This window comes from Acidovorax sp. ACV01, assembly GCF_014851495.1.
In the GTDB taxonomy this organism is placed as follows: Bacteria; Pseudomonadota; Gammaproteobacteria; order Burkholderiales; family Burkholderiaceae_C; genus Acidovorax; species Acidovorax radicis.
Genome location: NZ_JACUZT010000006.1, coordinates 224,168 through 248,248 on the forward strand (window position 1 = coordinate 224,168; position 24,081 = coordinate 248,248).

Below are 24,081 nucleotides of genomic sequence, written 5' to 3' on the forward strand. Positions count from 1 at the left end.
CGACCCAAGACCCACCCTACATTCCATGTCCCTCCCCAAAAACCCCGCCACTCCCTCGCCCATGCGCCCCCTGCCCTCGCTGATTTTTGCCAGCCGGTGGCTGCAGCTGCCCCTGTACCTGGGCCTGATCCTGGCGCAGGCGGTGTATGTGTTTCACTTCTGGGTGGAGCTGGTGCACCTGATCGAGGCCGCTTTCGGCAACACGGCGGCGCTCAAGCAACTGGTGTCGAGCATCGGCTACAAGAGCGACTTCGAGGTGACCGCGCTCAACGAGACCATCATCATGCTGGTGGTGCTGGCGCTGATCGACGTGGTGATGATCTCCAACCTGTTGATCATGGTGATCGTGGGCGGCTATGAGACCTTTGTCTCGCGCCTGCACCTGGAAGACCACCCCGACCAGCCCGAATGGCTGAGCCACGTGAACGCCTCCGTGCTCAAGGTCAAGCTGGCCACCGCCATCATCGGCATCAGCTCGATCCACCTGCTCAAGACCTTCATCAACGCCGCCAACTATGACATCAAGGTGCTGATGTGGCAGACCATCATCCACGTGGTGTTCCTGCTGAGCGCACTGGCCATCGCGTTGACGGACCGGCTGATGTCGCACTCCGCGCCCCCCGCGCGCCACTGACACGACCCACCCCCCATAAAAGAGGCCGCCCAGAGCGGCCTCTTTTACATTTCCCCTTTCACCCTTTTTCGCCCCCTTCACCCTTTATCCCTTTTGCTGCGCACCCACCATGCAATGCCCCCTTTGCAACTGGCAGAACCCTGCCTCCTACACACACTGCTTCAGCTGCCAGGCGCCGCTGGCCGTGGCCGGCGGGCAGGCATCAGCATCAGCCCCTGACAAGCCCCCGCAAACCCAGACGAACCTGCAGCTCGAAGATGTGTTCCCGGGCACCATGGCACGCCTGGGCGCCACGCTGATCGATGGGGTGACCATGGTGGCCATCCCGATGGCGTTGGTTCTGGCCTGGGTGTTTGCCCGTCCGGCCTTTGACAGCGCGCCCGCCACCACCTACCCGGTGGCGCTGGCGCTGGGGACCCTGGGTCTGTTCATCCCGGCGCTGATGGACGCGCTGGGCCAGGGCTCTGCCGGCAAGCGGCTGCTGGGCCAGCGCGTAGTCACCCGCTCGGGCGAGCGCCCGGGCCTCGTGCGGTCCGTGCTGCGGCATTTTCTGAAGTATTCGCTCACCCTGGGGCTGACACTGGCGGTGCCATTCCTGCTGCACCGTTTGCTGACCGCCCTGTTTGGCGAGCGGGGCCTGCACAGTTCGATGACCGGCACCTTCGTGGTGTCCCGCCGTGCCAGCGACACCGCCATCCAGAAGGCCGTGGCCTTGGTCCGTGGCCCCGGCTGGGTCCTCAAGGGACTGGTCATGCTGGCAGGGGTGGCCGCCTTCAGCTTTGCGGCGATGGTGGCCGTGGTGCTGTGGAACCAGGGCGACGAGCCCGCCAATCCCCGCCGCGAGATGGTGCGCCAGCTGGACGGCGCGGCGCGCACCGTGCTGCGGCTGGTCGAGAACCACTACCAGAGCACGGGCGCCTTCCCCACCAGCGCAGCCACCGTGGGCCTGGGCCGGCCCGGGCAGCTTCCCGCAGGTTTCCAGGCCATGGCCATCGATCCAGCCAATGGCGTGGTGCGGCTGACCATTGCCGACAGCACAGGCGACATGGCGCTGGCTGGCAAGCACCTGGTCTACACCCCGGTGCTGCGCACCCGCAAACAGCAGACGGACATCCACAAATGGCAGTGCGGCAGCGACGACATTGCGCGCAGCGACCGGTCTTTCAGCTGCCGGCACGAAGCCACAGGGATCGCTAGGTAAAGCCTTGACCAAGGCTGGCGCTCGGATCCCGTCTTCGCAATAAAAAAGCGCTCTGCCGCTTTAAGGCTAGGCTTTTAAAGCTATATAAATCATAGCAATCAATCGGACCGTTTTTGCTCCCAAATTTCTCCCCAATCGGGCGGCACAGTGCAGGCCATACCCCACTTGCAGGAGAAATCCATGGACCGCACCACCGCCGCCCAAGCCACCGTCGCCCCCTTTGCCGCCGCCGCGCAGACGCCCTCCAACCGCCGCTTTGCCCTGAACGCCCTGGGCTCGCTGGGCATGGCCACCCTGTTGGGCTGCGGGGGTGGGGGCAGCGACACAGACACCACAGACACCACTGATACCGGCACCGGCACAGGAACAGGAACAGGAACAGGAACAGGAACAGGAACAGGAACAGGAACAGGTACCGGCACGGGTACCGGCACCACAACCACCTGCTCGGTCGTCCCCGAGGAAACCGCCGGCCCCTACCCTGCCGATGGCTCCAATGCCAGCAACAACACCTACAACGTGCTGGCGCTCAGCGGCATCGTGCGCTCGGACATCCGCAGCTCCATCGGTTCGTCCACGCAGGTCAGCGGCGTGCCGTTCACCATCACGATCACGCTGACCAATACCAACGCGAGCTGCGCTGCGCTGTCCGGCTACGCCATCTACCTGTGGCATTGCACGCAGGACGGCAACTATTCCGTGTACAGCTCCAGCAACATCGCCGACAACTACCTGCGCGGCGTGCAGGCCACCGATGCGAACGGCACCGTCACCTTCACCACCGTCGTGCCCGGCTGCTACGCGGGCCGCATGCCACACATGCACCTGGAGGTGTACCGCAGCCTGGCCGCAGCCAGCAACGCGAGCAACAAGATCAAGACCACGCAGCTGGCCTTCCCCACCGCGCTGCTCAGCACCATCTACAGCGCCAATTCGGGCTACAGCGCCAGCGTGCGCAACCTGGCGTCCATGTCGTTTGCCACGGACAACGTCTTCAGCGACGGCACCACGCTGGAAATGACCACCATGCAGGCCAACAGCGGCGGCGGGTACTCGGCCAACATCACGATCTCGATCGCTGCTTGACTGAAAGCCCCCCTGAGTCGCCTTTGGCGCCTTCCCCCGGAGGGGGACACACCCGGTGGCCCGGCCAAGCCGGATCCACGGGTGCACTGGCCTGGGCGGCGCCGGTTTCTGACGGCGTGCCCCACCCGTCAAACGCTTTCCTTAATCCACTGCGTCCTCGCACACGCCGCGCCGGTAGCACGTGCTGGCGCTGACTCGCTGACCTCTTTTCTCCACAACACTGAAAGAAAAACACCATGCCTATGCACTCTCTTCATCCCCGCTGGCTGGCCCGCGTGGCGCTTACGACCATGCTGACTACAATATCCGCCACCCCCGTGCTGGCGCAATCCCAGGGCCGGCAGGACCCACCCGCGCCGCCGCCCGAGGCCTATGCCGCCTGCAAGGGCAAGACCGAAGGCGCCAGCGTGACGTTGACCATGCCCGATGGCAAATCGCTCGCAGGCACATGCCGCACAATGGGCGGCACCCTGGTGGCCATGCCCGCAGGCGGGCCTGGCGGCCCCGGCGGAGCAGGCGGCCCGCCCCCCGCCCGCTGACGACACCTACACCCCCATCGATGCCCCGCCTGACCCTGCACCGCAAAGCCTTCATCGCCCTGGCCGCCCTGCTGGTGGCCTTGCTGCTGATTTTTGCGGGCTTTTCGCGCCTGGGTCTGCAGCGGGGCCTGGGGCCGTATGTGGCAGAGATCGAACTGGCCCGCATGGGCTGGCTGGCCGAGCGCCTGCAGGCCCACCACACGCAGACCGGCGGCTGGGACACCCTGCGCAACCAGCCCCGCCTCTGGGGCCAGCTCAGCCACCCAGGGGCAAGCCTGCGCCGCTCAGGCGCCCAGGGCGCTGAAGGCCCCCCGCCCACCGACCGGAGCGGTCCGCCCGGCATGCCCCCCGAACTGGCGAACGGCAACCCGGCAGTGGACCGCAGCATGCAGCAGCCCCCGCCACCGCCCCCCGACGGCGGCCCGCCCCCGGGCGAGCGCAGCGCGGGTGGCCCACAACGCCACCCCGATGACCTGTTCCCCCGCCTGGGCCTGGTGGATGCACAGCAAAACCGGGTGGCAGGTGCCACGCCCCAGCCCGGCAGCGCGCGCCTGGCCCTGACCGGTGCCGATGGCCAGACCATCGGCCAGCTGGTGCTGGCCCCCCCGCAGGGCGTGCGCAGCGATGCCGACCAGGCCTTTCTGGCGCAACACCTGGGCTTTGTGGCGTGGACAGGCCTGGCCGGCCTGGCGCTGGCACTGCTGCTGTCGGGCTGGCTGGCACGGCGCTGGCTGGCGCCGGTCGAAGCCCTTGCCACCGGCGCACGCGGCATTGCGCAGGGCCACCTGCACACCCGTGTGCCTGTGCACGGCAACGATGAACTGGCCCAGCTGGCCCGCACCTTCAACACCATGGCCGAACAACTGAGCAGCATCGAGTCCTCGCGCCGCCAGTGGCTGGGCGACGTGGCCCACGAGCTGCGCACCCCCCTGGCAGCCATGCGCGCCGAGATCGAAGCCGTGCAGGACGGCGTGCGCCCCTTTGACGACAAGACCGCGCTGCGCCTGCACCGGCAGGTGATGCGCCTGATTCAGCTGGTGGGCGACCTGCGTGCCAGCCTGGACGCCGCCGGCACCAGCGCGCCATCGGCCCAGGTGCCCGTGCACCCGCTGTCGCTGCTGACCGAAGCGCTGGCGTCGATGCGCCCGCGCCTGGCGCAGGCCGCCATCGATGTAGATACCATGGGCCTGGACGCCCTGGCCGCGCAGTCGTCCGTGTCAACGCCCACCCCAATACCCGCCCCACTGGTGCGCGGCGATGCGCAGCAACTGCACCAGGTGTTCTTGAACCTGCTGGAAAACAGCCTGCGCTACACCGACGCGGGCGGCCTGCTGCGCCTCTCGGCACGCCTGTTGCCACCGGCCGATGGAGCCGCCCAACTGCAGGTGCAACTGGACGACAGCGCGCCCGGAGTGCCCGCGCACGAGCTGCCACGCATCTTTGACCGCCTGTACCGTGCCGAAACCTCGCGCAACCGCGACCATGGCGGTTCCGGCCTGGGCCTGGCGATCTGCCGCGCCATCGTGCTCGCGCACGGCGGCACGCTGGTGGCCGACACCTCCCCCCTGGGCGGTCTGCGCATCACGCTGCAACTGCCACTGCTGGACAACCCCTCATGAGCCACCGCATCCTCGTCGTCGAAGACGAACCCGACATCGCCGCCATCGTGGTCGACTACCTGCGCCACGCGGGCTATACCGTGGAACACCAGGCCGATGGCCGCGCGGCGCTCGCCAGCATGCTGGCCGCGCCGCCCGACCTCACGCTGCTGGACATCATGCTGCCCGGCATGGATGGCCTGGAGGTGCTGCGCCAGGCACGCCGCCACACACAGTACCCCATCATCATGCTGACCGCACGCGTCGAAGAAGTGGACCGGCTCATCGGCCTGGAGCTGGGCGCGGACGACTACATCTGCAAGCCTTTTTCGCCGCGCGAAGTGGTGGCGCGCGCCAAGGCCGTGCTGCGCCGCACCGCCGCCGCGCAAGAGCCCCCGGCAGCCACCACCACGGTGGCGGCGCTGATGCTGGACGAATCGCACTGGCAGGCCACGTTGCACGGCACGCCACTGGGCCTCACGCGGCGCGAGTTCCGGCTGCTGCAGGTGCTGGCCCGCCAGCGCGGGCGCATCTTCTCGCGCGCGCAGCTGCTGGACCAGGCTTACGACGACACGCTGGACGTGAACGAGCGCGCCATCGACAGCCACATCAAGAACCTGCGCAAGAAGCTCAAGGCCGCCAGTGCCGATGGCAGCGACTGGATTCGTTCGGTGTACGGCGTGGGTTTTGCCCTGGACCCGACTGCGGCCGATTGAGCGTGGTCCGATCAAGCAGGTTGCTACATTTTTTGCAGCTACTTGCGCTTATCCAATAAGCGCAGAATCCATTTTTTACCCACAATGGTGGCACAACAGGCTACCGATTCGGTCCCTGTCTCACCCCTGCGCATGGAGCGCACCTACACCGCCACCGCCCGGGCACAGGTGTGATCGGGGCCACGCACTGGCCCTTACCACCTGTTCGCCCCGATGCCCACTCTCTCCCCAACGCCCCGCGCGCCTGCGCCAGACCGGCCCCCAACGCGCCCACAGAAGCTGCCCGGTGGGCTGGTGTACGTCACACCCGCCATGCCCGGCCTCACCCGCGTGCGCAACGGCGCCAAGGCGTTTCGCTACCGCCAGCCCGATGGCCAGTGGCTCCAAGACCCAGACGAGATCACCCGCATCCAGCGCCTGGCCATCCCGCCCGCCTACAGCGACGTGTGGATCTGCCCGCTGCCCAACGGCCACCTGCAGGCCACTGGGCTGGACGCACGCGGGCGGCGCCAGTACCGCTACCACCCGCAGTGGCGCAAGCAGCGCGACGAGGGCAAGTTCGAACACCTGCAGGCCTTCGGCCGTGCGCTGCCGCGCATCCGCAGCCGCGTGGCGCGCGAGCTGGCGGCGCACCGCAGCGGCCAGCCGCTGACCCGCACCCTGGTGCTGGCCACCCTGGTGCGCCTGCTGGACACCACCTTCCTGCGCGTAGGCAACGAGGAATATGCCGCCACCAACAAGTCGTACGGCCTGACCACGCTGCGCACGCGGCATGTGCAGGTCAAGGGCAGCCAGCTCAAGCTGCGTTTTCGGGGCAAGAGCGGCGTGCAGCAGGAGGCCGAGCTGAGCGATCCCCGTGTGGTCCGCGTGGTGCGCCACTGCCAGCAGTTGCCCGGGCAGGAGCTCTTCCAGTACGAAGATGAGGACGGCACCCCGCGCACCGTGGGCTCGGGCGACGTGAATGACTACCTGCGCGAGATCACACAGGGCGTGAGCAGCACCGAAGGCGATCACTTCACCGCCAAGGACTTCCGCACCTGGCACGGCACCACGCAGGCGCTGGAGCTGACACGCCTGGCCTGCACCCAGACCGACGCCTCCGGCGCGGCCGACAAAAACGTGCGCTACAGCGCCAAGGCCATCCTGGCCGAGGTGGCGCGCCAGCTGGGCAACACGCCGGCCGTGTGCAAGAAGTCGTATGTGCACCCGGCCGTGCTGGATCTGGGCTCGCGGCTGGCATCCGACGCGGGGCCGGGCATGCAGGAGGTGTGGAATCACATCGGCGGCACCACATCGCCACGGGGCCTGAGTGCGGCGGAGCGCCGACTGCTGGCGTTTCTGCGCAAGCCACAAAGGCAGCACAAGGCGCACCCCAGCGCCAAAGCGTAGGCAGGGCTGCGGCACCCGGCGATGGGGTGTCGCGCAAGTGCCGTGCAGGACCATCGCGGTGCGGGCTGTATCGCTAAACTGGCATGCTGCGCCTTTTCACCGTCTTTCCGCCCGGCCCTGCGCACAGGCCGGCCCCGCCCAACTCCAGCCTGCCGCCATGCCCACCGCCACCATTGCCTTGCCAGAGTCCACCCATTCCCCGGCCGACCACCACCTGCAACGCCCCTTCCTCAGCCTGCCCGAGCGCGAGGCCATCAACCGGGGCCGCTGGTTCGCCGCGCTCACGCCGTCGCTGCGGCATGACATCTTCCGGCTGGGCCGCATCACGCGCTATACGCATGGCCAGATGATCGTCGAGCAGGGGGATCTGGCGCAGGACTGGTTTGCCTGTGCCAGCGGTGCCATCCGGTTTCGGCGCACCACACCGTCGGGCAAGCAGGTGACGCTGGCCTACGTGGAGCCCGGCATCTGGGTGGGCGAGGCCGAGGTGCTGCACCGCGGCCCCAACACCTACGACGCGCACGCCCACGGCCCCACCACGGTGCTGAGCGTGGCCGAGGGCGTGTTCCGCCAGCTGCTGCGCGAACACCCCGAGTTCGGCGAGGCACTGCTCACGCTGCAGGCGCGCCGCATGCGCTACCTGTACTGGATGATGGAAGACATGGCCACCCTGCCCCTGCGCGCACGGCTGGCCAAGCAGCTGCTACATGTGCTGCGCCGCTTCGGCGAGCGCGCCGCCGTGCCCGGCCAGCGTGGCGCCATCGGGCTGGCGCTGGTGCAGGACGAGCTGGCACAACTGCTGGGCGGCTCGCGCCAGCGCATCAATGTGGAACTCAAGTGGATGGAGCGCGAGGGCATCATCGGCATCCACCAGCGCGGCATCGTGGTGCACCAGCAGGAACAGCTGGAGGCGCTGGCGCAGCAGGGGTAGAGCTGCGGCGCGGGAGCGTTGCAATGCCTTGAGTCAGCGTTTGCTACAAAAATAGTAGCTTTTAGCGCTTATGGATAAAGCGCTGGAGGCCATTTTGGCTTGAATTTTTTGGCGAGTGGCGCCTTGCCAGGCGCTCAGCGCCCCACCATGTTGCCCGGCACCACCCACTGGTCGAACTGCTCGCCCGTGACATGGCCCGAGGCCACGGCCGCCTCGCGCAGGCTCGTGCCTTCCTTGTGCGCCTTTTTGGCAATGAAAGCGGCCTTGTCGTAGCCGATGTGGGTATTGAGCGCGGTGACCAGCATGAGCGAGCGGTCCACCAGCTCGGTGATGCGCTCGCGGTTGGGCTCGATGCCCACGGCGCACTGGTCGTTGAAGCTCACCATGCCGTCGGCCAGCAGGCGCACGCTCTGCAGGAAGTTGTGGGCCACCATGGGGCGGAAGACATTGAGCTCGAAGTTGCCCGAGGCACCGCCGAAGTTGATGGCCACGTCGTTGCCGAACACCTGGGCGGCCAGCATGGTCACCGCCTCGCTCTGCGTGGGGTTGACCTTGCCCGGCATGATGGACGAGCCGGGCTCGTTCTCGGGGATGCTCAGCTCGCCGATACCGCTGCGCGGGCCGCTGGCCAGCCAGCGCACGTCGTTGGCGATCTTCATCATGCTGGCCGCCAGTGTCTTGAGCGCTCCGTGGGCGTGCACCAGGCCATCCACCGAGGCCAGCGCCTCGAACTTGTTGGGCGCGGTGACGAAGGGCAGGCCCGTGAGGCGCGCCAATTCTGCGGCGGCCTGCTCGGCATAGCCCTTGGGCGCGTTCAGGCCCGTGCCCACCGCCGTGCCACCCAGGGCCAGCTCGTACAAATGGGGCAGCGCGGCGCGCACATGGCGCTCGCCATGGTCGAGCTGGGCCACGTAGCCCGAGAACTCCTGGCCCAGCGTGAGCGGGGTGGCATCCTGCAGATGGGTGCGGCCGATCTTGACGATGCCGTCGAAGTCCTTGGCCTTCTTGTCCAGCGTGGCGCGCAACTTGGCGATCGCGGGCAGCAGCTTGTGCGTGAGCGCCTCCACGGCGGCCACGTGCATGGCGGTGGGGAACACATCGTTGCTCGACTGGCTGCGGTTCACATCGTCGTTGGGGTGCACCAGGCGGCCTTCGCCGCGCTCGCCGCCCAGAATCTCGCTGGCGCGGTTGGCCAGCACCTCGTTGACGTTCATGTTGGTTTGGGTGCCCGAGCCCGTCTGCCACACCACCAGCGGGAACTCGCCTAGGTGCTTGCCTGCGATGACTTCATCGGCGGCGGCGACGATGGCGTCGGTCTTCTTGGCGTCCTGCAGGCCCAGGGCCTGGTTGACCACGGCCGAGGCGCGCTTGACCTGGGCCAGCGCCTTGATGATCTCGCGCGGCTGCTGCTCGCCCGAGATGTCGAAGTTCTGCAGCGAGCGCTGCGTCTGCGCGCCCCACAGCTTGTCGGCAGGGACCTCGATGGGGCCAAAGGTGTCGCGTTCGGTACGGGAGGTCATGGGCAGCGGTTCTCCAAGTTGAAAAGCAGGAAAAGTGAGAAAGGGCGGGCAGACGCACGGGTCGGCCCGGAGCCGCCGCGGGGCTGCAGGGGCTGCCTGCGTCTGGCCCCAAAACGGGTGCAGCCAGGAACATCGGCGCGCCCAGCAGCATAATGCAAAAGCGAACCATTCTCATTTATGGAGTTGCACAGCCTGAGCGGGTTGCGCCCGGCCAGTGTGCGGCAAGCCCCGCAGCAAAGAGCAACAAGCCTCGCCGCCAACACTGCCGGTGGGGGCATCTGCGGGGGCATGGCGATGGATACCAATCCGCCCGCTGCAGGCCAAACCCCCGCGCCGGCACGCATTCGCACCGGTGGATACACTCCGACGCGCGCGGCCATGCCCTTTCCGCCCCGTGCCTGCTTCATTCATCCATTGCGCTGCCGCGGCCTATCCGCCCTGGGCCTCTTGACGGCGCCGCGCGCCCGATGCACCCTGCCCATCCAACCCCAGCATTCTTTGCACCATGAACACGTTCATGCCCTCCAGCTACAACCTGTTCGTGGTGGTGGCCTCCTTTGCCATCGCCATGCTGGCGTCATACGTGACACTGGACCTGGCGCGCCGCGTGCGCACAGCGCAGCGCCGCGTCGGGCTGGCCTGGTGGGCAGCAGGCTCCATCGTCATGGGCACGGGCATCTGGGCCATGCACTTTTTGGGCATGCAGGCCTTCAGGCTGCCCATCGAGATCGGCTTTGCCGGCGGCCCCACGCTGCTGTCGTGGCTGGCAGCGGTGACCGCATCTGCCATGGCCCTGCAGCTGGCCAGCCAGGAAACCTTTGGCCGGGCCCAACTGGCCATGGGTGCGCTGGTGATGGGTGCCGGCATCAGCGGCATGCACTACATCGGCATGGCCGCCATGGAGATGGCGCCAGGCATCGTCTGGAACCCGCCGCTGGTGGCGCTGTCGGTGCTGATCGCGGTGCTGGCATCGGCCACGGCCCTGCTGATCTTCAAGCTGCTGCGCCGGGTGCGGCCCAGCCAGCGCCTGCCCTACCAGCTGGCCGCATCGTTCGTGATGGCGGTGGCCATCTGCGGCATGCATTACACCGGCATGGCGGCGGCCAGCTTTGCCATGGGCTCCGTGTGCCTGAGCGCGGGCGAGCTCGGCGGCCCGGGCCTCACAGCCATGGTGCTCATGGCCACGGGCATGCTGCTGGTGAGCACACTGTTCACGTCCATTCTGGACGCGCGGCTGCAGGCCACGGCCGAGCGCCTGACGAAGTCGCTGCAGGACAGCAACACCCGCCTGCAGGCCGCCAACGACGAGCTGCAAAAACGCGCGTTCGCCGACGCGCTGACCGGCCTGCCCAACCGGCTGCTGTTCGAAGACCGACTCATCCACGCGCTGCTGCGCCTGGATCGCACCAACCACCACCGCGTGGAAGACCGCCTGGCCGTGCTGTTTGTGGACCTGGATGGCTTCAAGCCCATCAACGACTCCTTTGGCCATGCCGCGGGCGACGTGATCCTGCGCAGCGCAGCCGACCGCCTGCGCCGCGAGGCGCGCGAAGGGGACACCGTGGCCCGCGTCGGCGGAGACGAGTTTCTGATCCTGCTGGAAGACGTGACCGACGTGGCCGCGAGCGTGATGGTGGCCAACCGGGTGCTGGCATCGCTCTCGGAGCCTTTCGAAGTGGCGGGCAAACAGGTGCAGATCGCCTGCTCCATCGGAATCGTCGTGCACCCCGACCACGGGGAGCGCGGCAAGCTGGTGGCCAACGCCGATGCCGCCATGTATGCCGCCAAGCGCGCGGGCGGCGGCTGCTATGCGCTGTTTGAACCCCACATGGGCTCGGACGCCTCAGAGCAGCTGGAGTTGCAGAACGACCTGCGCCAAGCCATTGACCGGGGCCAGCTGGCCCTGCACTACCAGCCCAAGATCGACGGCACGCGCGGCCAGATCAGCGGGGTGGAAGCGCTGCTGCGCTGGAAGCACCCCCAGCATGGCATGGTGAGCCCCATGGTCTTCATCGCGCTGGCCGAGCGCTTCGGCCTCATCGGACGGCTGGGCAACTGGGTCATCAATGAAGCTTGCCGCCAGACCGCCGAGTGGGCCCGCAGCGGCCTACGCATGCGCGTGGCCATCAACCTGTCGGTGCACCAGCTGCGCGAAGCCGGGCTTGCCGAGCGCATCGAGCAGGCGCTGCTGCGCCACGGGCTCGATGCCTCGCAGCTACTGTGCGAGATCACCGAATCGGTGGCCATGGAGGACATCAAGGCCACGCAGCGCACCTTCGAGGGGCTGGCACGCATCGGGGTGTTCCTGTCCATCGACGACTTCGGCACCGGGTATTCGAGCCTGAACTACCTGCGCCAGCTGCCGGCGCAGCAACTCAAGATCGACCGCAGCTTCGTGAACGACCTGGAAAGCAGCGAAGACGCCCGCGCCGTGGTGGCCGCAGTGGTGAGCCTGGCGCATGCCCTGGGGCTGCGGGTGGTGGCCGAGGGGGTGGAGACCAGCGGCCAGCGCGATATTCTGCTGGGCATGGGCTGTGATGAATTGCAGGGCTTCTTCTATGCCCATCCCATGCCGGCAGACACGCTGCTGGCTTGGTCACAAGGTGAAAAACCGGTCGGCAGTGCAGACTTCACGCCGTCCGTCATCGGGTCGTTGCCAGAGCTGTAAGGCCGCCTGCTGCGCGCTTGAAAGCCCCGGCCATGGCACTTCGTCGGAAAAGGACGACACCCGTGTCAGCGTCGCCTGACGCCGTGCAAACCACGGTCGGCGCACCATGGCACTTCAGCGGCAACGCTGCCACTGCCGCGCTGGCCCCCAGGACTGGCGCACGCCCCCTCCTACACACCTGGAGACCCTCATGGCCACCAGCAGCCTTCTCGGCATTGACGCCGACCACCTTCCCCCGGCCCACAGTGCGACCGGCATTGACAGCCTGGGGCCCAGCGACGCCTCCGACTCCGGCAGCGACAGTGCGGGCGCCTACAGTTCCGAGACCGACAGCGACACCGACCGCTTTGGCACGGGCGAGCGCAGCAGCGTGGAACCCGCCCCCCAGCCCCTGGCGCGGGACATCCTGCCCGACCACGTGGAAGACATGTCGGAGGAAAGTGAAGAACCCGGCATGGACATGGAAGACAACGGCCTGCCGGAAGCCCCCGACATGCAGCATGGCACGCATGGCCATGCCGCTCCGCTGACTGCAGACGACCTGCCGGAAAGCGAAGCCACGGACGAAGACGAAGAGAGCGAATAGCACCCCGGAACCATCGGGCGGGGTTCCCGCGTCACGCGGCAATTGGCGCAACGGCGGGGTGTGCCATTGCGCGCGCGGAGCTCCGCTGGCGGGGGTCTGTCAAAATACGGTCCGCCTGCCATCGGCAGTGCTTCTGGAAGACCGGCAGTGGCCAGCCAGGAGTGCGTGCGGCGGGCAGAACAGGAACGTGCTTGCGTTCTCCATAAGACTCCCCACGACACGCCATGACCACCTCCATCCGCCAGGACGATCTCATCGAATCCGTAGCCGCCGCGCTGCAGTACATCAGCTACTACCACCCCACCGACTACATCGCCCACCTGGCCCGCGCCTATGAGCGCGAGCAAAGCCCGGCGGCCAAGGACGCGATCGCCCAGATCCTGACCAACAGCAAGATGAGCGCCACCGGCCAGCGCCCCATCTGCCAGGACACCGGCATCGTCAACGTGTTCCTGAAAGTGGGCATGGACGTGCGCTGGGAGGGCTTCACGGGCAGCCTGGACGACGCCATCAACGAAGGCGTGCGCCGTGGCTACAACCACCCCGACAACACCCTGCGCGCCAGCGTGGTGGCCGACCCACACTTCGACCGCAAGAACACCAAGGACAACACCCCAGCCGTGATCTTCACCGAGATCGTGCCCGGCAACACCGTGGAAGTGACGGTCGCAGCCAAAGGCGGCGGTAGCGAAAACAAGAGCAAGATGGTCATGCTCAACCCCGGTGACAGCATCGTCGACTGGGTGCTGAAGACCGTGCCCACCATGGGCGCTGGCTGGTGCCCACCCGGCATGCTGGGCATCGGCATCGGCGGCACCGCTGAAAAAGCCGTGCTGATGGCCAAGGAAAGCCTGATGGATGACCTGGACATGTACGAGCTGCAGGCCAAAAAGGCTTCTGGCGCCGAGCTGACCAAGGTCGAGGCCCTGCGCATCGAGCTGATGGAAAAGGTCAACGCCCTGGGCATTGGCGCGCAAGGCCTGGGTGGCCTGACCACCGTGCTGGACGTGAAGATCAAGATGTACCCCACCCACGCCGCCAGCAAGCCCGTGGCCATGATCCCCAACTGCGCCGCTACCCGCCACGCCCACTTTGTGATGGACGGCAGCGGCCCGGTCTACCTGGACCCGCCGTCGCTGGACCTGTGGCCCAACGTGAACTGGACGCCCGACTACAAAACCAGCAAAAAGGTGGACCTGAACACCTTGACCAAGGCCGAAGTCGCCAGCTGGAAACCCGGCGACACCCTGCTGCTGAACGGCAAGATGCTGACCGGCCGCGACGCCGCCCACAAGCGCATCCAGGGCATGCTGGCCAAAGGCGAGCCACTGCCCGTGGACTTCACCAACCGCGTCATCTACTACGTTGGCCCCGTGGACCCGGTGCGTGACGAGGCCGTTGGCCCCGCCGGCCCCACCACCGCCACCCGCATGGACGGCTTTACCGAAATGATGCTGGCCGAAACCGGCCTGATCGCCATGATCGGCAAGGCCGAGCGCGGCCCGGTCGCCATCGAAGCCATCAAGAAGCACCAAAGCGCGTACCTGATGGCCGTGGGCGGCGCCGCCTACCTGGTCAGCAAGGCCATCAAGACCGCCAAGGTGGTGGGCTTTGCCGACATGGGCATGGAAGCCATCTACGAATTCGACGTGGTGGACATGCCCGTGACCGTGGCGGTGGACGCCGGCGGCACCAGCGCCCACATCACCGGCCCGGCCGAATGGCAAAAGAAGATCGCCACGGGCGAGTTCAAGGGCATCGGCGTCGCTGCCGCAGCCTGATGAACACAAAACCCGCCTGAGCAGTGTTGGGCAGGCCATAGCGCCTGCCCCCGCCGGGCTTTCTCCCCGACTCTGTTCCTTCTCCGGTTCACAAGGATCCATGACCGAAGCACAGCAACTCCCCATCGGCGTGTTTGACAGCGGCGTGGGGGGCCTGAGCGTACTGCGCGCTCTGCGGGCGGCACTGCCCCATGAGCGTTTTGTGTACCTGGCCGACAGTGCCCATGCGCCGTACGGCGAACGGGGCGATGCCTATGTGGGTGCCCGCACCCACGCCATCACGCGGTACCTGCTCGAACAGCACCACATCAAGGCCCTGGTGGTGGCTTGCAACACCGCCACGGCGGCGGCCATCCACGAGGTGCGCACCAGCCACCTTTATCTACCTCTTGTGGGCCTGGAGCCCGCCATCAAGCCTGCGCTGGCGGTGACCCGAACCGGTCGCGTGGGCGTGATCGGAACACGGGGCACACTCACCAGCGCCAAGTTCGGCAAGCTGCTGGGCTCGCTGGCCGAACAGGCCCAGTTCGTGGTGCAGCCCTGTGACGGCCTGGCGCACGCCATCGAGCGCAGTGTGGCCCGGCCAGCGCCCGTGCTCGGCGCCCCGGTGGGTGCAACGGAAACGGGTGCCCTGTGCGAACGGTACCTTCAGGCCATGGGCGACTTCGGCACAGCACCAGGGCAGATCGATACGCTGGTGCTTGGGTGCACCCACTATATTTTTGTGGCCCACGAACTTCGGGCACTGGTAGGCCCCCATGTGCAATTCATCGAGACCGGTGAACCCGTGGCCCGGCAGACGCGACGATTGCTGGAGACAGCGGGGCTGCTGGCAACGCCCGATGGTGCCCCTACCACGGATGTCTCTCGCACCCGCCTGCTTACCACCGGGCCGGTGGCCATGCTTCAGGCAGCAGCCGAGCGCTGGCTGGGTCTGCCTGCAGACTGCTGTGAAACAGTGTCTGTACCCTGATTCAACATATTTTGGGGGCCTGGCGCTTTACCAACAAGCGTTCGTTGCTATTAAATAAATAGCATCCACTTTCTACACTGAACCGGTTTCTGAAGCCCCACCCCACAACCGCTCCCCCACATGCTCCATGTGGGTGAGGTACAGGCGAAGATCGAACTCATACTGGTGGTATTGCGGCTCCATGTGGGTACACAGCTGGTAAAAAGCCTTGTCGTGGTCCTTCTCACGAAGGTGGGCCAGCTCGTGGACCACGATCATGCGCAGGAACTCGTCCGGCGCCTGTTTGAACATCGACGCAATGCGGATCTCATGCTTGGCCGCCAGCCGGTTGCCCTGCACACGCGAGACCGCAGTGTGCAACCCCAGGGCGTGGCGCACTACGTGGATCTTGTTGTCGAAAAGAACCTTGTTGACCGTCCCCGCGTTGCGCAGGTAGCGCCCCTTGAGTTCCTGTGCGTAGTCGTACAGGGCCCTGTCGCTGCGCACCGCATGGGCCTGGGGGTACTTGCGCTGCAACATGGCTCCCAGCCGCCCTTGCGCCAACAGATCACGCGCCTGGTCTTGCAAGGACGCGGGGTAGGAACGCAGATACGGTAGATCGGAGGTCATGGGAGACGGGACAGCGCGCAGGGAATCACAGAGCTACAGAACTGCGCGGCAGTGCCGTGGAGCCCATGCATGCAACCCGGGCTATTGCCACAGCCTGCCGGCCTGTTTTTCAACACGAGCGCGGACAGAAAACAAGCACTCCCGCAACGCCGTGTGCCTGGCCAGGCTCAGTGCAGGTGGCGCGGACGGCGGCCACCTCCGCCACCGTGACCGCTGCCAGAGCCCCCTCCACCCGGGCCACGCGGAGGTTTGCCGATCTCCAGCGAGTTCACCAGGGCGTCAAAGCGCTGGCTGAACAGCTTGTCGATCTCCGCCACCACGCCGCCCAGTTCGGCACCATCAAAGTGGCGCTCCATCATGTTCACAACGTCCTGCACCAGCAGATCACGCTGCACCTGCATGATGGCCGCGGGCGTGGGGCCGACAAACAGCATGACGAAGTCGTCGCGCGACTCCGCGCCCTGATCTTCCTCTTCCTCGTCGAAGTCCGCGTCGTAGAACGTGACTTCTATGGCGGCCCCCTGTTCGGCCAGCTCGTTGAGGTTCATGCACATCTCGTCGAGCGACTGGCGAAAGTCTTCATCGCCCCGCACCGTCCAGCACATCTGCAACAAGTGCTCCTGGGCATCGAACTTGATGCCTGGCTCTTCTTCGTAAGCGCTGGTCGCACCATCGGCCAGCGAGCGGGCTCCAGCGTACTTCCACAGGGGTTTGAGCGCCTCCTGGAGTTGGTCAAAGCTCGCATCGGCGCGCAACTGGACTTGTCCGTGGACGTGGATTTCGAAGGGAGCGTTGTAACTTGACATGATTGAATCGTAGTGGTGCCCCGAGCCGGGGTCGAACCGGCACGCCCCTTTTCAGGAAAGCGGCGGATTTTAAGTCCGCAGTGTCTACCAATTTCACCATCGGGGCGCCGGCTGCCCAACGCACACCTGCATCGCAGCGTAACCCGGGCAGCGCATGCGCGCAATGCCCTGTCGTATCTCTGGTCACAGGGCGGCTGTTCGTCAAACCGCCTGCCCGGCGCCACCAAGAAAAAAGGGAAGCCGAAGCTTCCCTTACAAATATGGAGCGGGAAAAGAGTCTCGAACTCTCGACCTCAACCTTGGCAAGGTTGCGCTCTACCAACTGAGCTATTCCCGCATTTTCTGACTGCCGCCAATGTTTCCATTAACACCAACCAGCAAGCCTCGAATTATATCGCTATTTTTTGGCTCTGCTCGATTGCAAACCAAAAAATCAACCAATCACCATTCATCGTTTTACGATCTCCCTCGATGCTCCAATCCTGGAGGATCTTCAAACATCGACGGCATGGACCGTATCTGGAGGCGCGGTCCGGAGTCGAACCGGACTAACCGGATTTGCAATCCGGGGCATAACCGCTTTGCTACCGCGCCAGGAATTCACATTCCTCTGACAAAAAAGGGAAGCTAATGCTTCCCTTTTTGTGGAAATTGGAGCGGGAAAAGAGTCTCGAACTCTCGACCTCAACCTTGGCAAGGTTGCGCTCTACCAACTGAGCTATTCCCGCATTTTACCGAAGCCTCACATTGTACAACGTTTGCTACGATGGAATGAATTGTAGCGCATTTTTTGGGGCTCCCCAAAAAAATTTGCATCAATGTTTCAAGCCATCTGTGGCACCCGATGCCGCAACGGCCTTGTCGGCAGAAGGCGTCGTCACCACCGCCACTTCCTCGTCCGTCAGGGGCACTGGTTTGGTTTCAAGGGCAACTTCCAGCACCTTGTCGATCCAGCGCACCGGCACGATCTCCAAACCACTCTTCACGTTGTCCGGAATCTCGGCCAAGTCCTTCACATTCTCTTCCGGGATCAGCACCGTCTTGATGCCACCCCGCAGGGCCGCCAGCAGCTTCTCTTTCAGACCACCAATGGCTGTAACTTCGCCGCGCAAGGTGATTTCCCCCGTCATGGCCACATCACCACGCACGGGAATACCCGTGAGGGCCGAAACAAAAGCCGTGGTCATCGCAGCCCCCGCGCTCGGACCGTCCTTGGGCGTGGCACCGTCTGGCACGTGGATGTGGATGTCACGCTTCTCAAACGTTTCATCCTTGATTCCCAGCATCCGCGAGCGGCTGCGCACCACGGTGCGAGCAGCCTCCACGGATTCCTTCATCACATCACCCAGCGAACCAGTGCGCGTGATCACCCCCTTGCCGGGCATGATGGCCGCTTCAATGGTCAGCAGATCACCGCCAACTTCCGTCCAAGCCAAGCCCACCACCTGCCCCACCTGGTTTTGCAACTCGGCACGGCCATAGGTGTACTTGCGCACGCCCAGGAAGTCAGGCAGATTGTCGGCAGTGACAATGACCTTGGGCTCGAGCTTCTTGAGCTGCAAGCCCTTGACCACCTTGCGGCAGATCTTGGACAACTCGCGCTCCAGCGAGCGCACGCCAGCTTCCCGCGTGTAGTAGCGCACCATGTCGCGCACGGCGGGCTCGGTGATCTCGAGTTCCTCGTCCTTCACGCCATTGTTCTTGAGCTGCTTGGGCAGCAGGTACTTCATGGCGATGCTGGTCTTCTCGTCCTCGGTGTAACCCGACAGGCGGATCACCTCCATGCGGTCGAGCAGGGCCGGCGGGATGTTCATCGAGTTCGAGGTGGCGACGAACATCACGTCGGACAGGTCGAAGTCCACCTCGACGTAGTGGTCGCCGAAGGTGTGGTTCTGCTCGGGGTCCAGCACCTCCAGTAGTGCACTTGACGGGTCGCCACGGAAGTCGGTACCGAGCTTGTCGATCTCGTCGAGCAGGAACAGCGGATTGCGCGTGCCTACCTTGGACAGACTCTGCAGCACCTTGCCCGGCAGTGCGCCAATGTAGGTGCGGCGGTGGCCGCGGATCTCGGCCTCATCGCGCATGCCACCCAGGGCCATGCGGACGTACTTGCGGCCGGTGGCCTTGGCAATCGACTGCCCCAGCGAGGTCTTGCCCACGCCTGGAGGGCCGACCAGGCACAGGATGGGCGCCTTGACCTTGTCCACGCGCTGCTGCACCGCAAGGTACTCAAGGATGCGGTCCTTGACCTTGTCGAGGCCGAAATGGTCTTCGTTGAGCACGCCCTCGGCATTCACCAGGTCGTGCTTGATCTTGGTCTTCTTGCTCCAGGGCAGCGCAGTGAGCACGTCGATGTAGTTGCGCACCACGGTGGCCTCGGCCGACATGGGCGACATCAGCTTGAGCTTCTTGAGCTCAGCATCAGCTTTCTTGCGCGCCTCGGCAGACATCTTGGCGAGCTTGATCTTTTTCTCGATCTCCTCAATGTCGGCGCCTTCGTCGCCCTCGCCCAGCTCCTTCTGGATAGCCTTGACCTGTTCGTTCAGGTAAAAGTCGCGCTGGTTCTTCTCCATCTGGCGCTTCACACGCCCACGGATCTTCTTGTCGACGTTGAGGATGTCTACCTCCCTGTCGAGCTGCTCGAACAGGTTTTCGAGGCGCGCCTTCACATCGGAGAGATCCAGCACCACCTGTTTGTTTTCGAGTTTGAGAGGCAGGTGGGCGGCAATGGTGTCGGCCAGGCGGCCTGGATCGTCGATGCTGGAGATCGAAGTCAGGATTTCCGGCGGAATCTTCTTGTTGAGCTTGACGTACTGGTCAAACTGCTGCATCACCGCGCGACGCAGCGCTTCGATCTCGCTGGGCTTGTTGGCCTCGGGCGTAGCCTCGACCGGTGTCACAGTGGCAGTGAAATGGGTTTCTGCATCCTCAATGGACGTTACCAGGGCGCGCTGCTGGCCTTCTACCAGCACCTTGACGGTGCCGTCAGGCAGTTTGAGCATCTGCAGGATGGTGGAAACGCAGCCGACATCGAACATGTCCGACACGGAGGGTTCATCCTTGGCCGCAGCTTTCTGGGCGACCAGCATGATCCGCCGGTCGGCCTCCATGGCCAATTCAAGTGCCTTGATGCTCTTGGGGCGGCCCACAAAAAGCGGGATGACCATGTGGGGAAACACCACCACATCGCGCAGAGGCAACAGTGGCAGGTCTATAGGGGTGGCTGGCAGGGGTGTATGTCCGGACATGGAAATCCTCAAAGTGCTCTGTGGAAGTTGGTCCACATGTGGGGATTTTCAACCCTTGCACGCAGCCGCACTGCCGCAAGGGTTGATGGTTCAATGGGCGTCAACAAAGCGCCCGCTCCGGTCATCTCAGGCCTTCTTGGCCGCTTCGCGGTAGACGAGCAGCGGCGGCTTGTTTTCTTCGATGGTGGACTCGTCCACCACCACCTTCTCGACGTTGCTGGTATTGGGCAGGTCGAACATCGTGCCAATCAGCGATTGCTCCAGGATCGAGCGCAGGCCCCGGGCCCCCGTTTTGCGGGCCAGCGCCTTGCGGGCGATGGCCTTCAAGGCGGCAGGACGTATCTCCAGGTCCACTCCTTCCATGGCCAGGAGCTTGCTGTATTGCTTGACCAGCGCATTCTTGGGTTCGGTCAAGATCTGCACCAGCGCGTCTTCGCTCAGCTCTGCCAGAGCCGTCACCACGGGCATACGCCCCACCAGTTCGGGGATCAGGCCAAACTTGATCAGATCCTCTGGCTCGATCTCGGTGAACACCTCGGTCAGCGACCGCTGTTTCTTGCTCTTGACCGATGCACCGAACCCGATGCCCGAGGCTTCGGTGCGGTTCTCGATGACCTTTTCCAGCCCTGCAAACGCACCGCCACAGATGAACAGGATGTTGGTCGTGTCGATCTGCAGAAAGTCCTGATTAGGGTGCTTGCGCCCACCCTGCGGCGGCACACTGGCCATCGTGCCTTCGATGAGCTTGAGCAGCGCCTGCTGCACGCCCTCGCCCGACACGTCGCGGGTGATGCTGGGGTTGTCCGACTTGCGCGAGATCTTGTCGATCTCATCGATGTAGACGATGCCGCGCTGGGCACGCTCCACCTCGTAATTGCAGCTTTGCAGCAGCTTCTGGACGATGTTTTCCACGTCCTCACCCACGTAGCCTGCCTCGGTCAGCGTGGTGGCGTCGGCCATCACAAACGGCACGTCCAGCATGCGCGCCAAGGTCTGCGCCAGCAGCGTCTTGCCCGAACCCGTGGGCCCGATCAGCAAGATGTTGCTCTTGGAGAGCTCGACGTCGTCCTTGTGGGCTTTGTCCTTGTGGCGCAGGCGCTTGTAGTGGTTGTACACCGCCACCGCGAGCGTGCGTTTGGCCACATCCTGGCCAATCACATAGTTGTCGAGGTTGGTCTTGATCTCTACCGGGGTGGGCAGGTCACTGCGGCCTTCTCGCGCCAGGTCACCGGCCGGAAGCTCATCGCGAATGATCTCGTTGCACAGGTCAATGCACTCGTCGCAGATAAAGACCGACGGACCGGCGATCAGCTTCTTCACTTCGTGCTGGCTTTTGCCGCAGAAAGAGCAGTAAAGGGTTTTTTCGCTGGAAGAGCCTTTTTTCTCGGCCATGGGGGCAATGCCTTGCTTGTTACGGAAAGTTGTCGGGATGATAACCAAATAAAAAACGGCGTCTTCCCCAGGGGAAAACGCCGCCGCGCGACCCTACCGGGATCAGGCGCGCTTGCTGATCACCTGATCGACGAGACCATATTCCTTGGACTCATCGGCCGACAGGAAATAGTCACGCTCGGTGTCACGCTGGATCTTCTCGAGCGGCTGGCCCGTGCGCTCGGCCAAAATCTTGTTCAATTGCTCGCGGGTCTTGAGAATTTCGCGGGCATGGATTTCGATTTCAGTCGCCTGGCCCTGCATGCCACCCAGAGGCTGGTGAATCATGACCTTGGAGTTAGGCAGCGCAAAACGCTTTCCCTTGGCGCCGGCCGCCAGCAGGAAGGCACCCATGCTGGCCGCCATGCCGGTGCACAGGGTCGATACATCGGGTTTGATGAAGTTCATGGTGTCAAAGATCGCCATGCCAGCACTCACCGAACCGCCAGGGGAGTTGATGTAGAACGAAATGTCCTTGTCAGGATTTTCGCTTTCCAGGAACAGCAGCTGCGCTACCACCAGATTGGCGGTCTGGTCGTTGACCGGCCCCACCAGAAAAATCACACGCTCCTTGAGCAGGCGCGAGTAGATGTCATAGGACCGTTCGCCACGGCCCGACTGCTCGATGACCATGGGGACCATGCCCAGGCCTTGTATTTCCAATGCGCTCATGTTTTTCTCCAGACAAGCAGGTACTGTACCCAGAAATGAATTGGGGCTTGTGCACGAAAGCACAAGCCCCTGGCGTGTATCGGCAACAACCGGGCGATTCGGTAGCAAGCCGCCCGGCCTGGGCCTATCAGCCCTGTTGGGCCATCAGTTCGTCGAAAGACACGGCCTTTTCAACCACTTTGGCCTTGCCCAGCACGAATTCGGTCACGTTGTTTTCAATCACAACGGCTTCCACTTCGGCCAGACGCTGGCGATCACCGAAGTACCAGCGCACCACGTCTTCTGGCTTCTCATAGCTGGCAGCCAGTTCGTCAATGTGGGCCTTGAGTTGCTCAGGCTTGGCTTGCAGTTCGTTGGCACGCACCAGCTCAGCCAGCACCAGGCCCAGGCGCACGCGGCGCTCAGCTTGGGGGCGGAACACGTCTTCAGGGATTTCGGCCTTGTCGGCGTCCTTGATGCCACGTTGTTTGAGTTCAGCGCGGGCGCCTTCGAGCAGGCGGGCGATTTCAGCCTGCACGCTGGAATTGGGCAGGTCCAGTTCGGCCTTGGACACCAGGGCGTCCATCACGGCTTGCTTGTTGCGGGCCAGCAGGCGGAACTTGACTTCACGCTCGAGGTTTTTCTTGATGTCGGCGCGCAGGCCATCCACAGAACCGTCGGCGATACCCAGCGACTTGGCCAGGGCATCGTTCACTTCGGGCAGGTGGGCGGCTTCGATCTTCTTGATCGTAACGAGGAAGTCAGCGGTCTTACCGGCGACATCCTTGCCATGGTACTCGGCAGGAAATGCAAGGGGGAAGGTCTTGCTTTCGCCAGACTTCATGCCACGCACGGCGTCTTCAAATTCCTTGAGCATCTGGCCTTCACCCACCAGGAACTGGAAGTCTTCGGCCTTGCCGCCATCAAACGGCTCGCCGTCGATCTTGCCTTCGAAATCCACCGTGACGCGGTCACCGTCTTGTGCCGCGGCGTCGATGGCGCGCTGGGCGAAGCTGCGGCGCTGCTTGCGCAGGATGTCAATGGTCTTGTCGATGGCGGCGTCGGTCACTTCGGCCGACAGCTTTTCGACTTCCGCATCGGCCAGATCAGCGATCTTGACTTCAGGGAACACTTCGAAAATGGCGTCGAATGTGACCTGGCCTTCGGGCGCGCCTTCCTTTTCGGTGATGCGGGGCTGGCCGGCAACACGCAGGTTGGCTTCGTTGGCTGCCACGGCAAAGGCTTCGCCGACCTTGTCGTTGAGCACTTCGTACTGCACCGAATAGCCATAGCGCTGGGCCACCACGTTCATGGGCACCTTGCCAGGACGGAAACCGTCCATCTTGACCGTGCGGGCCAGGCGCTTGAGGCGCGTGTCGACTTCGGACTGGATCAGGGTGACGGGCACGCTCAGCGTAATCTTGCGCTCGAGCTTCTCAAGGGTTTCAACAGTAACGGCCATGGCTATTCCTCTTATGAATGTGGATCGTGCTGGCTGCAGCGCAGCAGCGCCGTGTTCCGCAAAGTCTCACATGGGTGGTGCGCGGGGGGGGACTCGAACCCCCACACCATTGCTGGCGTCAGGACCTAAACCTGGTGCGTCTACCAATTTCGCCACCCGCGCGGTTCTACAACAAACAAACAGGCGGCACGAACTGCCGCCTGTGTGAAATCGGTCAACCTTCTATTTTACCCTGATGCGGGCAGGGTGGGA

General features: G+C 64.5%; 19 protein-coding genes and 5 tRNA genes. 12 read left to right on the top strand and 12 right to left on the bottom strand.

Going from position 1 to position 24,081, the window contains the following annotated elements:
• The first annotated feature begins 25 nt into the window (after nt 1-25).
• The 8 genes from IB243_RS18365 to IB243_RS18400 all read left to right on the top strand — a co-directional run bounded on the left by IB243_RS18365 (nt 26) and on the right by IB243_RS18400 (nt 8,094).
• The gene (locus IB243_RS18365) at nt 26-634 is read left to right on the top strand and encodes a TIGR00645 family protein (protein ID WP_029413653.1); all 609 of its coding nucleotides are present in this window, start codon (nt 26-28) and stop codon (nt 632-634) included.
• Between the two features lie 109 nt (nt 635-743).
• On the top strand, nt 744-1,835 hold the full coding sequence (locus IB243_RS18370) for an RDD family protein (protein WP_192428646.1): 1,092 nt from the start codon (nt 744-746) through the stop codon (nt 1,833-1,835).
• Between the two features lie 180 nt (nt 1,836-2,015).
• Nucleotides 2,016-2,921 carry an intradiol ring-cleavage dioxygenase gene (locus IB243_RS18375; RefSeq protein ID WP_192428647.1) on the top strand — a complete coding sequence of 302 codons (906 nt, stop codon included), beginning with the start codon at nt 2,016-2,018 and terminating at the stop codon, nt 2,919-2,921.
• Nucleotides 2,922-3,157: 236 nt separating this feature from the next.
• Nucleotides 3,158-3,460 (top strand): hypothetical protein, encoded by a 303-nt coding sequence (locus IB243_RS18380; protein ID WP_225585037.1) that lies wholly within the window; start codon nt 3,158-3,160, stop codon nt 3,458-3,460.
• A gap of 20 nt (nt 3,461-3,480) precedes the next feature.
• Nucleotides 3,481-5,079: an ATP-binding protein gene (locus tag IB243_RS18385; RefSeq protein WP_192428648.1), complete on the top strand. Its 1,599-nt coding sequence runs from the start codon at nt 3,481-3,483 to the stop codon at nt 5,077-5,079.
• Nucleotides 5,076-5,774, top strand: coding sequence for a response regulator (locus IB243_RS18390; protein WP_192428649.1), 699 nt, complete (start codon nt 5,076-5,078; stop codon nt 5,772-5,774). Before IB243_RS18385 ends, IB243_RS18390 begins: the two co-directional genes overlap by 4 nt.
• 213 nt (nt 5,775-5,987) lie before the next feature.
• Entirely contained in the window at nt 5,988-7,163 is a 1,176-nt protein-coding gene (locus tag IB243_RS18395; RefSeq protein ID WP_225585038.1) for a DNA topoisomerase IB, read from the top strand.
• Nucleotides 7,164-7,320: 157 nt separating this feature from the next.
• A complete protein-coding gene (locus IB243_RS18400) occupies nt 7,321-8,094 on the top strand; it encodes a Crp/Fnr family transcriptional regulator (RefSeq protein WP_192428650.1) in 774 nt (257 codons plus the stop codon).
• A 134-nt stretch (nt 8,095-8,228) separates the two neighbouring features.
• Here IB243_RS18400 and fumC read toward each other — a convergent pair whose 3' ends face one another.
• A complete protein-coding gene (fumC, locus tag IB243_RS18405) occupies nt 8,229-9,614 on the bottom strand; it encodes a class II fumarate hydratase (protein WP_192428651.1) in 1,386 nt (461 codons plus the stop codon).
• A gap of 505 nt (nt 9,615-10,119) precedes the next feature.
• Here fumC and IB243_RS18410 point away from each other — a divergent pair.
• The 4 genes from IB243_RS18410 (at nt 10,120) to murI (ending at nt 15,622) form a co-directional block, all read left to right on the top strand.
• The gene (locus IB243_RS18410; RefSeq protein WP_192428652.1) at nt 10,120-12,282 is read left to right on the top strand and encodes a bifunctional diguanylate cyclase/phosphodiesterase; all 2,163 of its coding nucleotides are present in this window, start codon (nt 10,120-10,122) and stop codon (nt 12,280-12,282) included.
• A gap of 190 nt (nt 12,283-12,472) precedes the next feature.
• Nucleotides 12,473-12,868, top strand: a complete 396-nt coding sequence (locus IB243_RS18415; RefSeq protein ID WP_010460578.1) for a hypothetical protein — start codon at nt 12,473-12,475, stop codon at nt 12,866-12,868.
• A gap of 224 nt (nt 12,869-13,092) precedes the next feature.
• Complete coding sequence (locus IB243_RS18420; protein WP_010460576.1) at nt 13,093-14,649, top strand: fumarate hydratase; 1,557 nt, start codon at nt 13,093-13,095, stop codon at nt 14,647-14,649.
• A gap of 100 nt (nt 14,650-14,749) precedes the next feature.
• Entirely contained in the window at nt 14,750-15,622 is an 873-nt protein-coding gene (gene murI, locus IB243_RS18425) for a glutamate racemase (protein ID WP_192428653.1), read from the top strand.
• Between the two features lie 72 nt (nt 15,623-15,694).
• Here the strand turns inward: murI and IB243_RS18430 are convergent, their stop codons facing one another.
• The 11 genes from IB243_RS18430 to IB243_RS18480 all read right to left on the bottom strand — a co-directional run bounded on the left by IB243_RS18430 (nt 15,695) and on the right by IB243_RS18480 (nt 23,991).
• Nucleotides 15,695-16,231, bottom strand: coding sequence for a M48 family metallopeptidase (locus tag IB243_RS18430; RefSeq protein ID WP_192428654.1), 537 nt, complete (start codon nt 16,229-16,231; stop codon nt 15,695-15,697).
• A gap of 167 nt (nt 16,232-16,398) precedes the next feature.
• Nucleotides 16,399-17,037, bottom strand: a complete 639-nt coding sequence (locus tag IB243_RS18435) for a DUF6806 family protein (protein WP_029413648.1) — start codon at nt 17,035-17,037, stop codon at nt 16,399-16,401.
• A 13-nt stretch (nt 17,038-17,050) separates the two neighbouring features.
• A tRNA-Leu gene (locus IB243_RS18440) sits at nt 17,051-17,143 on the bottom strand.
• A gap of 155 nt (nt 17,144-17,298) precedes the next feature.
• Nucleotides 17,299-17,374, bottom strand: a tRNA-Gly gene (locus IB243_RS18445).
• A 183-nt stretch (nt 17,375-17,557) separates the two neighbouring features.
• Nucleotides 17,558-17,631 (bottom strand) — tRNA-Cys (locus IB243_RS18450).
• A gap of 58 nt (nt 17,632-17,689) precedes the next feature.
• Nucleotides 17,690-17,765 (bottom strand) — tRNA-Gly (locus tag IB243_RS18455).
• Between the two features lie 87 nt (nt 17,766-17,852).
• Entirely contained in the window at nt 17,853-20,285 is a 2,433-nt protein-coding gene (lon, locus tag IB243_RS18460; RefSeq protein ID WP_010460568.1) for an endopeptidase La, read from the bottom strand.
• 126 nt (nt 20,286-20,411) lie between these two features.
• Nucleotides 20,412-21,677 carry an ATP-dependent Clp protease ATP-binding subunit ClpX gene (gene clpX, locus IB243_RS18465; protein WP_010460566.1) on the bottom strand — a complete coding sequence of 422 codons (1,266 nt, stop codon included), beginning with the start codon at nt 21,675-21,677 and terminating at the stop codon, nt 20,412-20,414.
• 102 nt (nt 21,678-21,779) lie between these two features.
• Entirely contained in the window at nt 21,780-22,388 is a 609-nt protein-coding gene (clpP, locus tag IB243_RS18470; protein WP_010460564.1) for an ATP-dependent Clp endopeptidase proteolytic subunit ClpP, read from the bottom strand.
• A 127-nt stretch (nt 22,389-22,515) separates the two neighbouring features.
• Complete coding sequence (gene tig, locus IB243_RS18475; RefSeq protein ID WP_010460561.1) at nt 22,516-23,829, bottom strand: trigger factor; 1,314 nt, start codon at nt 23,827-23,829, stop codon at nt 22,516-22,518.
• A gap of 75 nt (nt 23,830-23,904) precedes the next feature.
• Nucleotides 23,905-23,991, bottom strand: a tRNA-Leu gene (locus IB243_RS18480).
• Nucleotides 23,992-24,081: the final 90 nt, after the last annotated feature.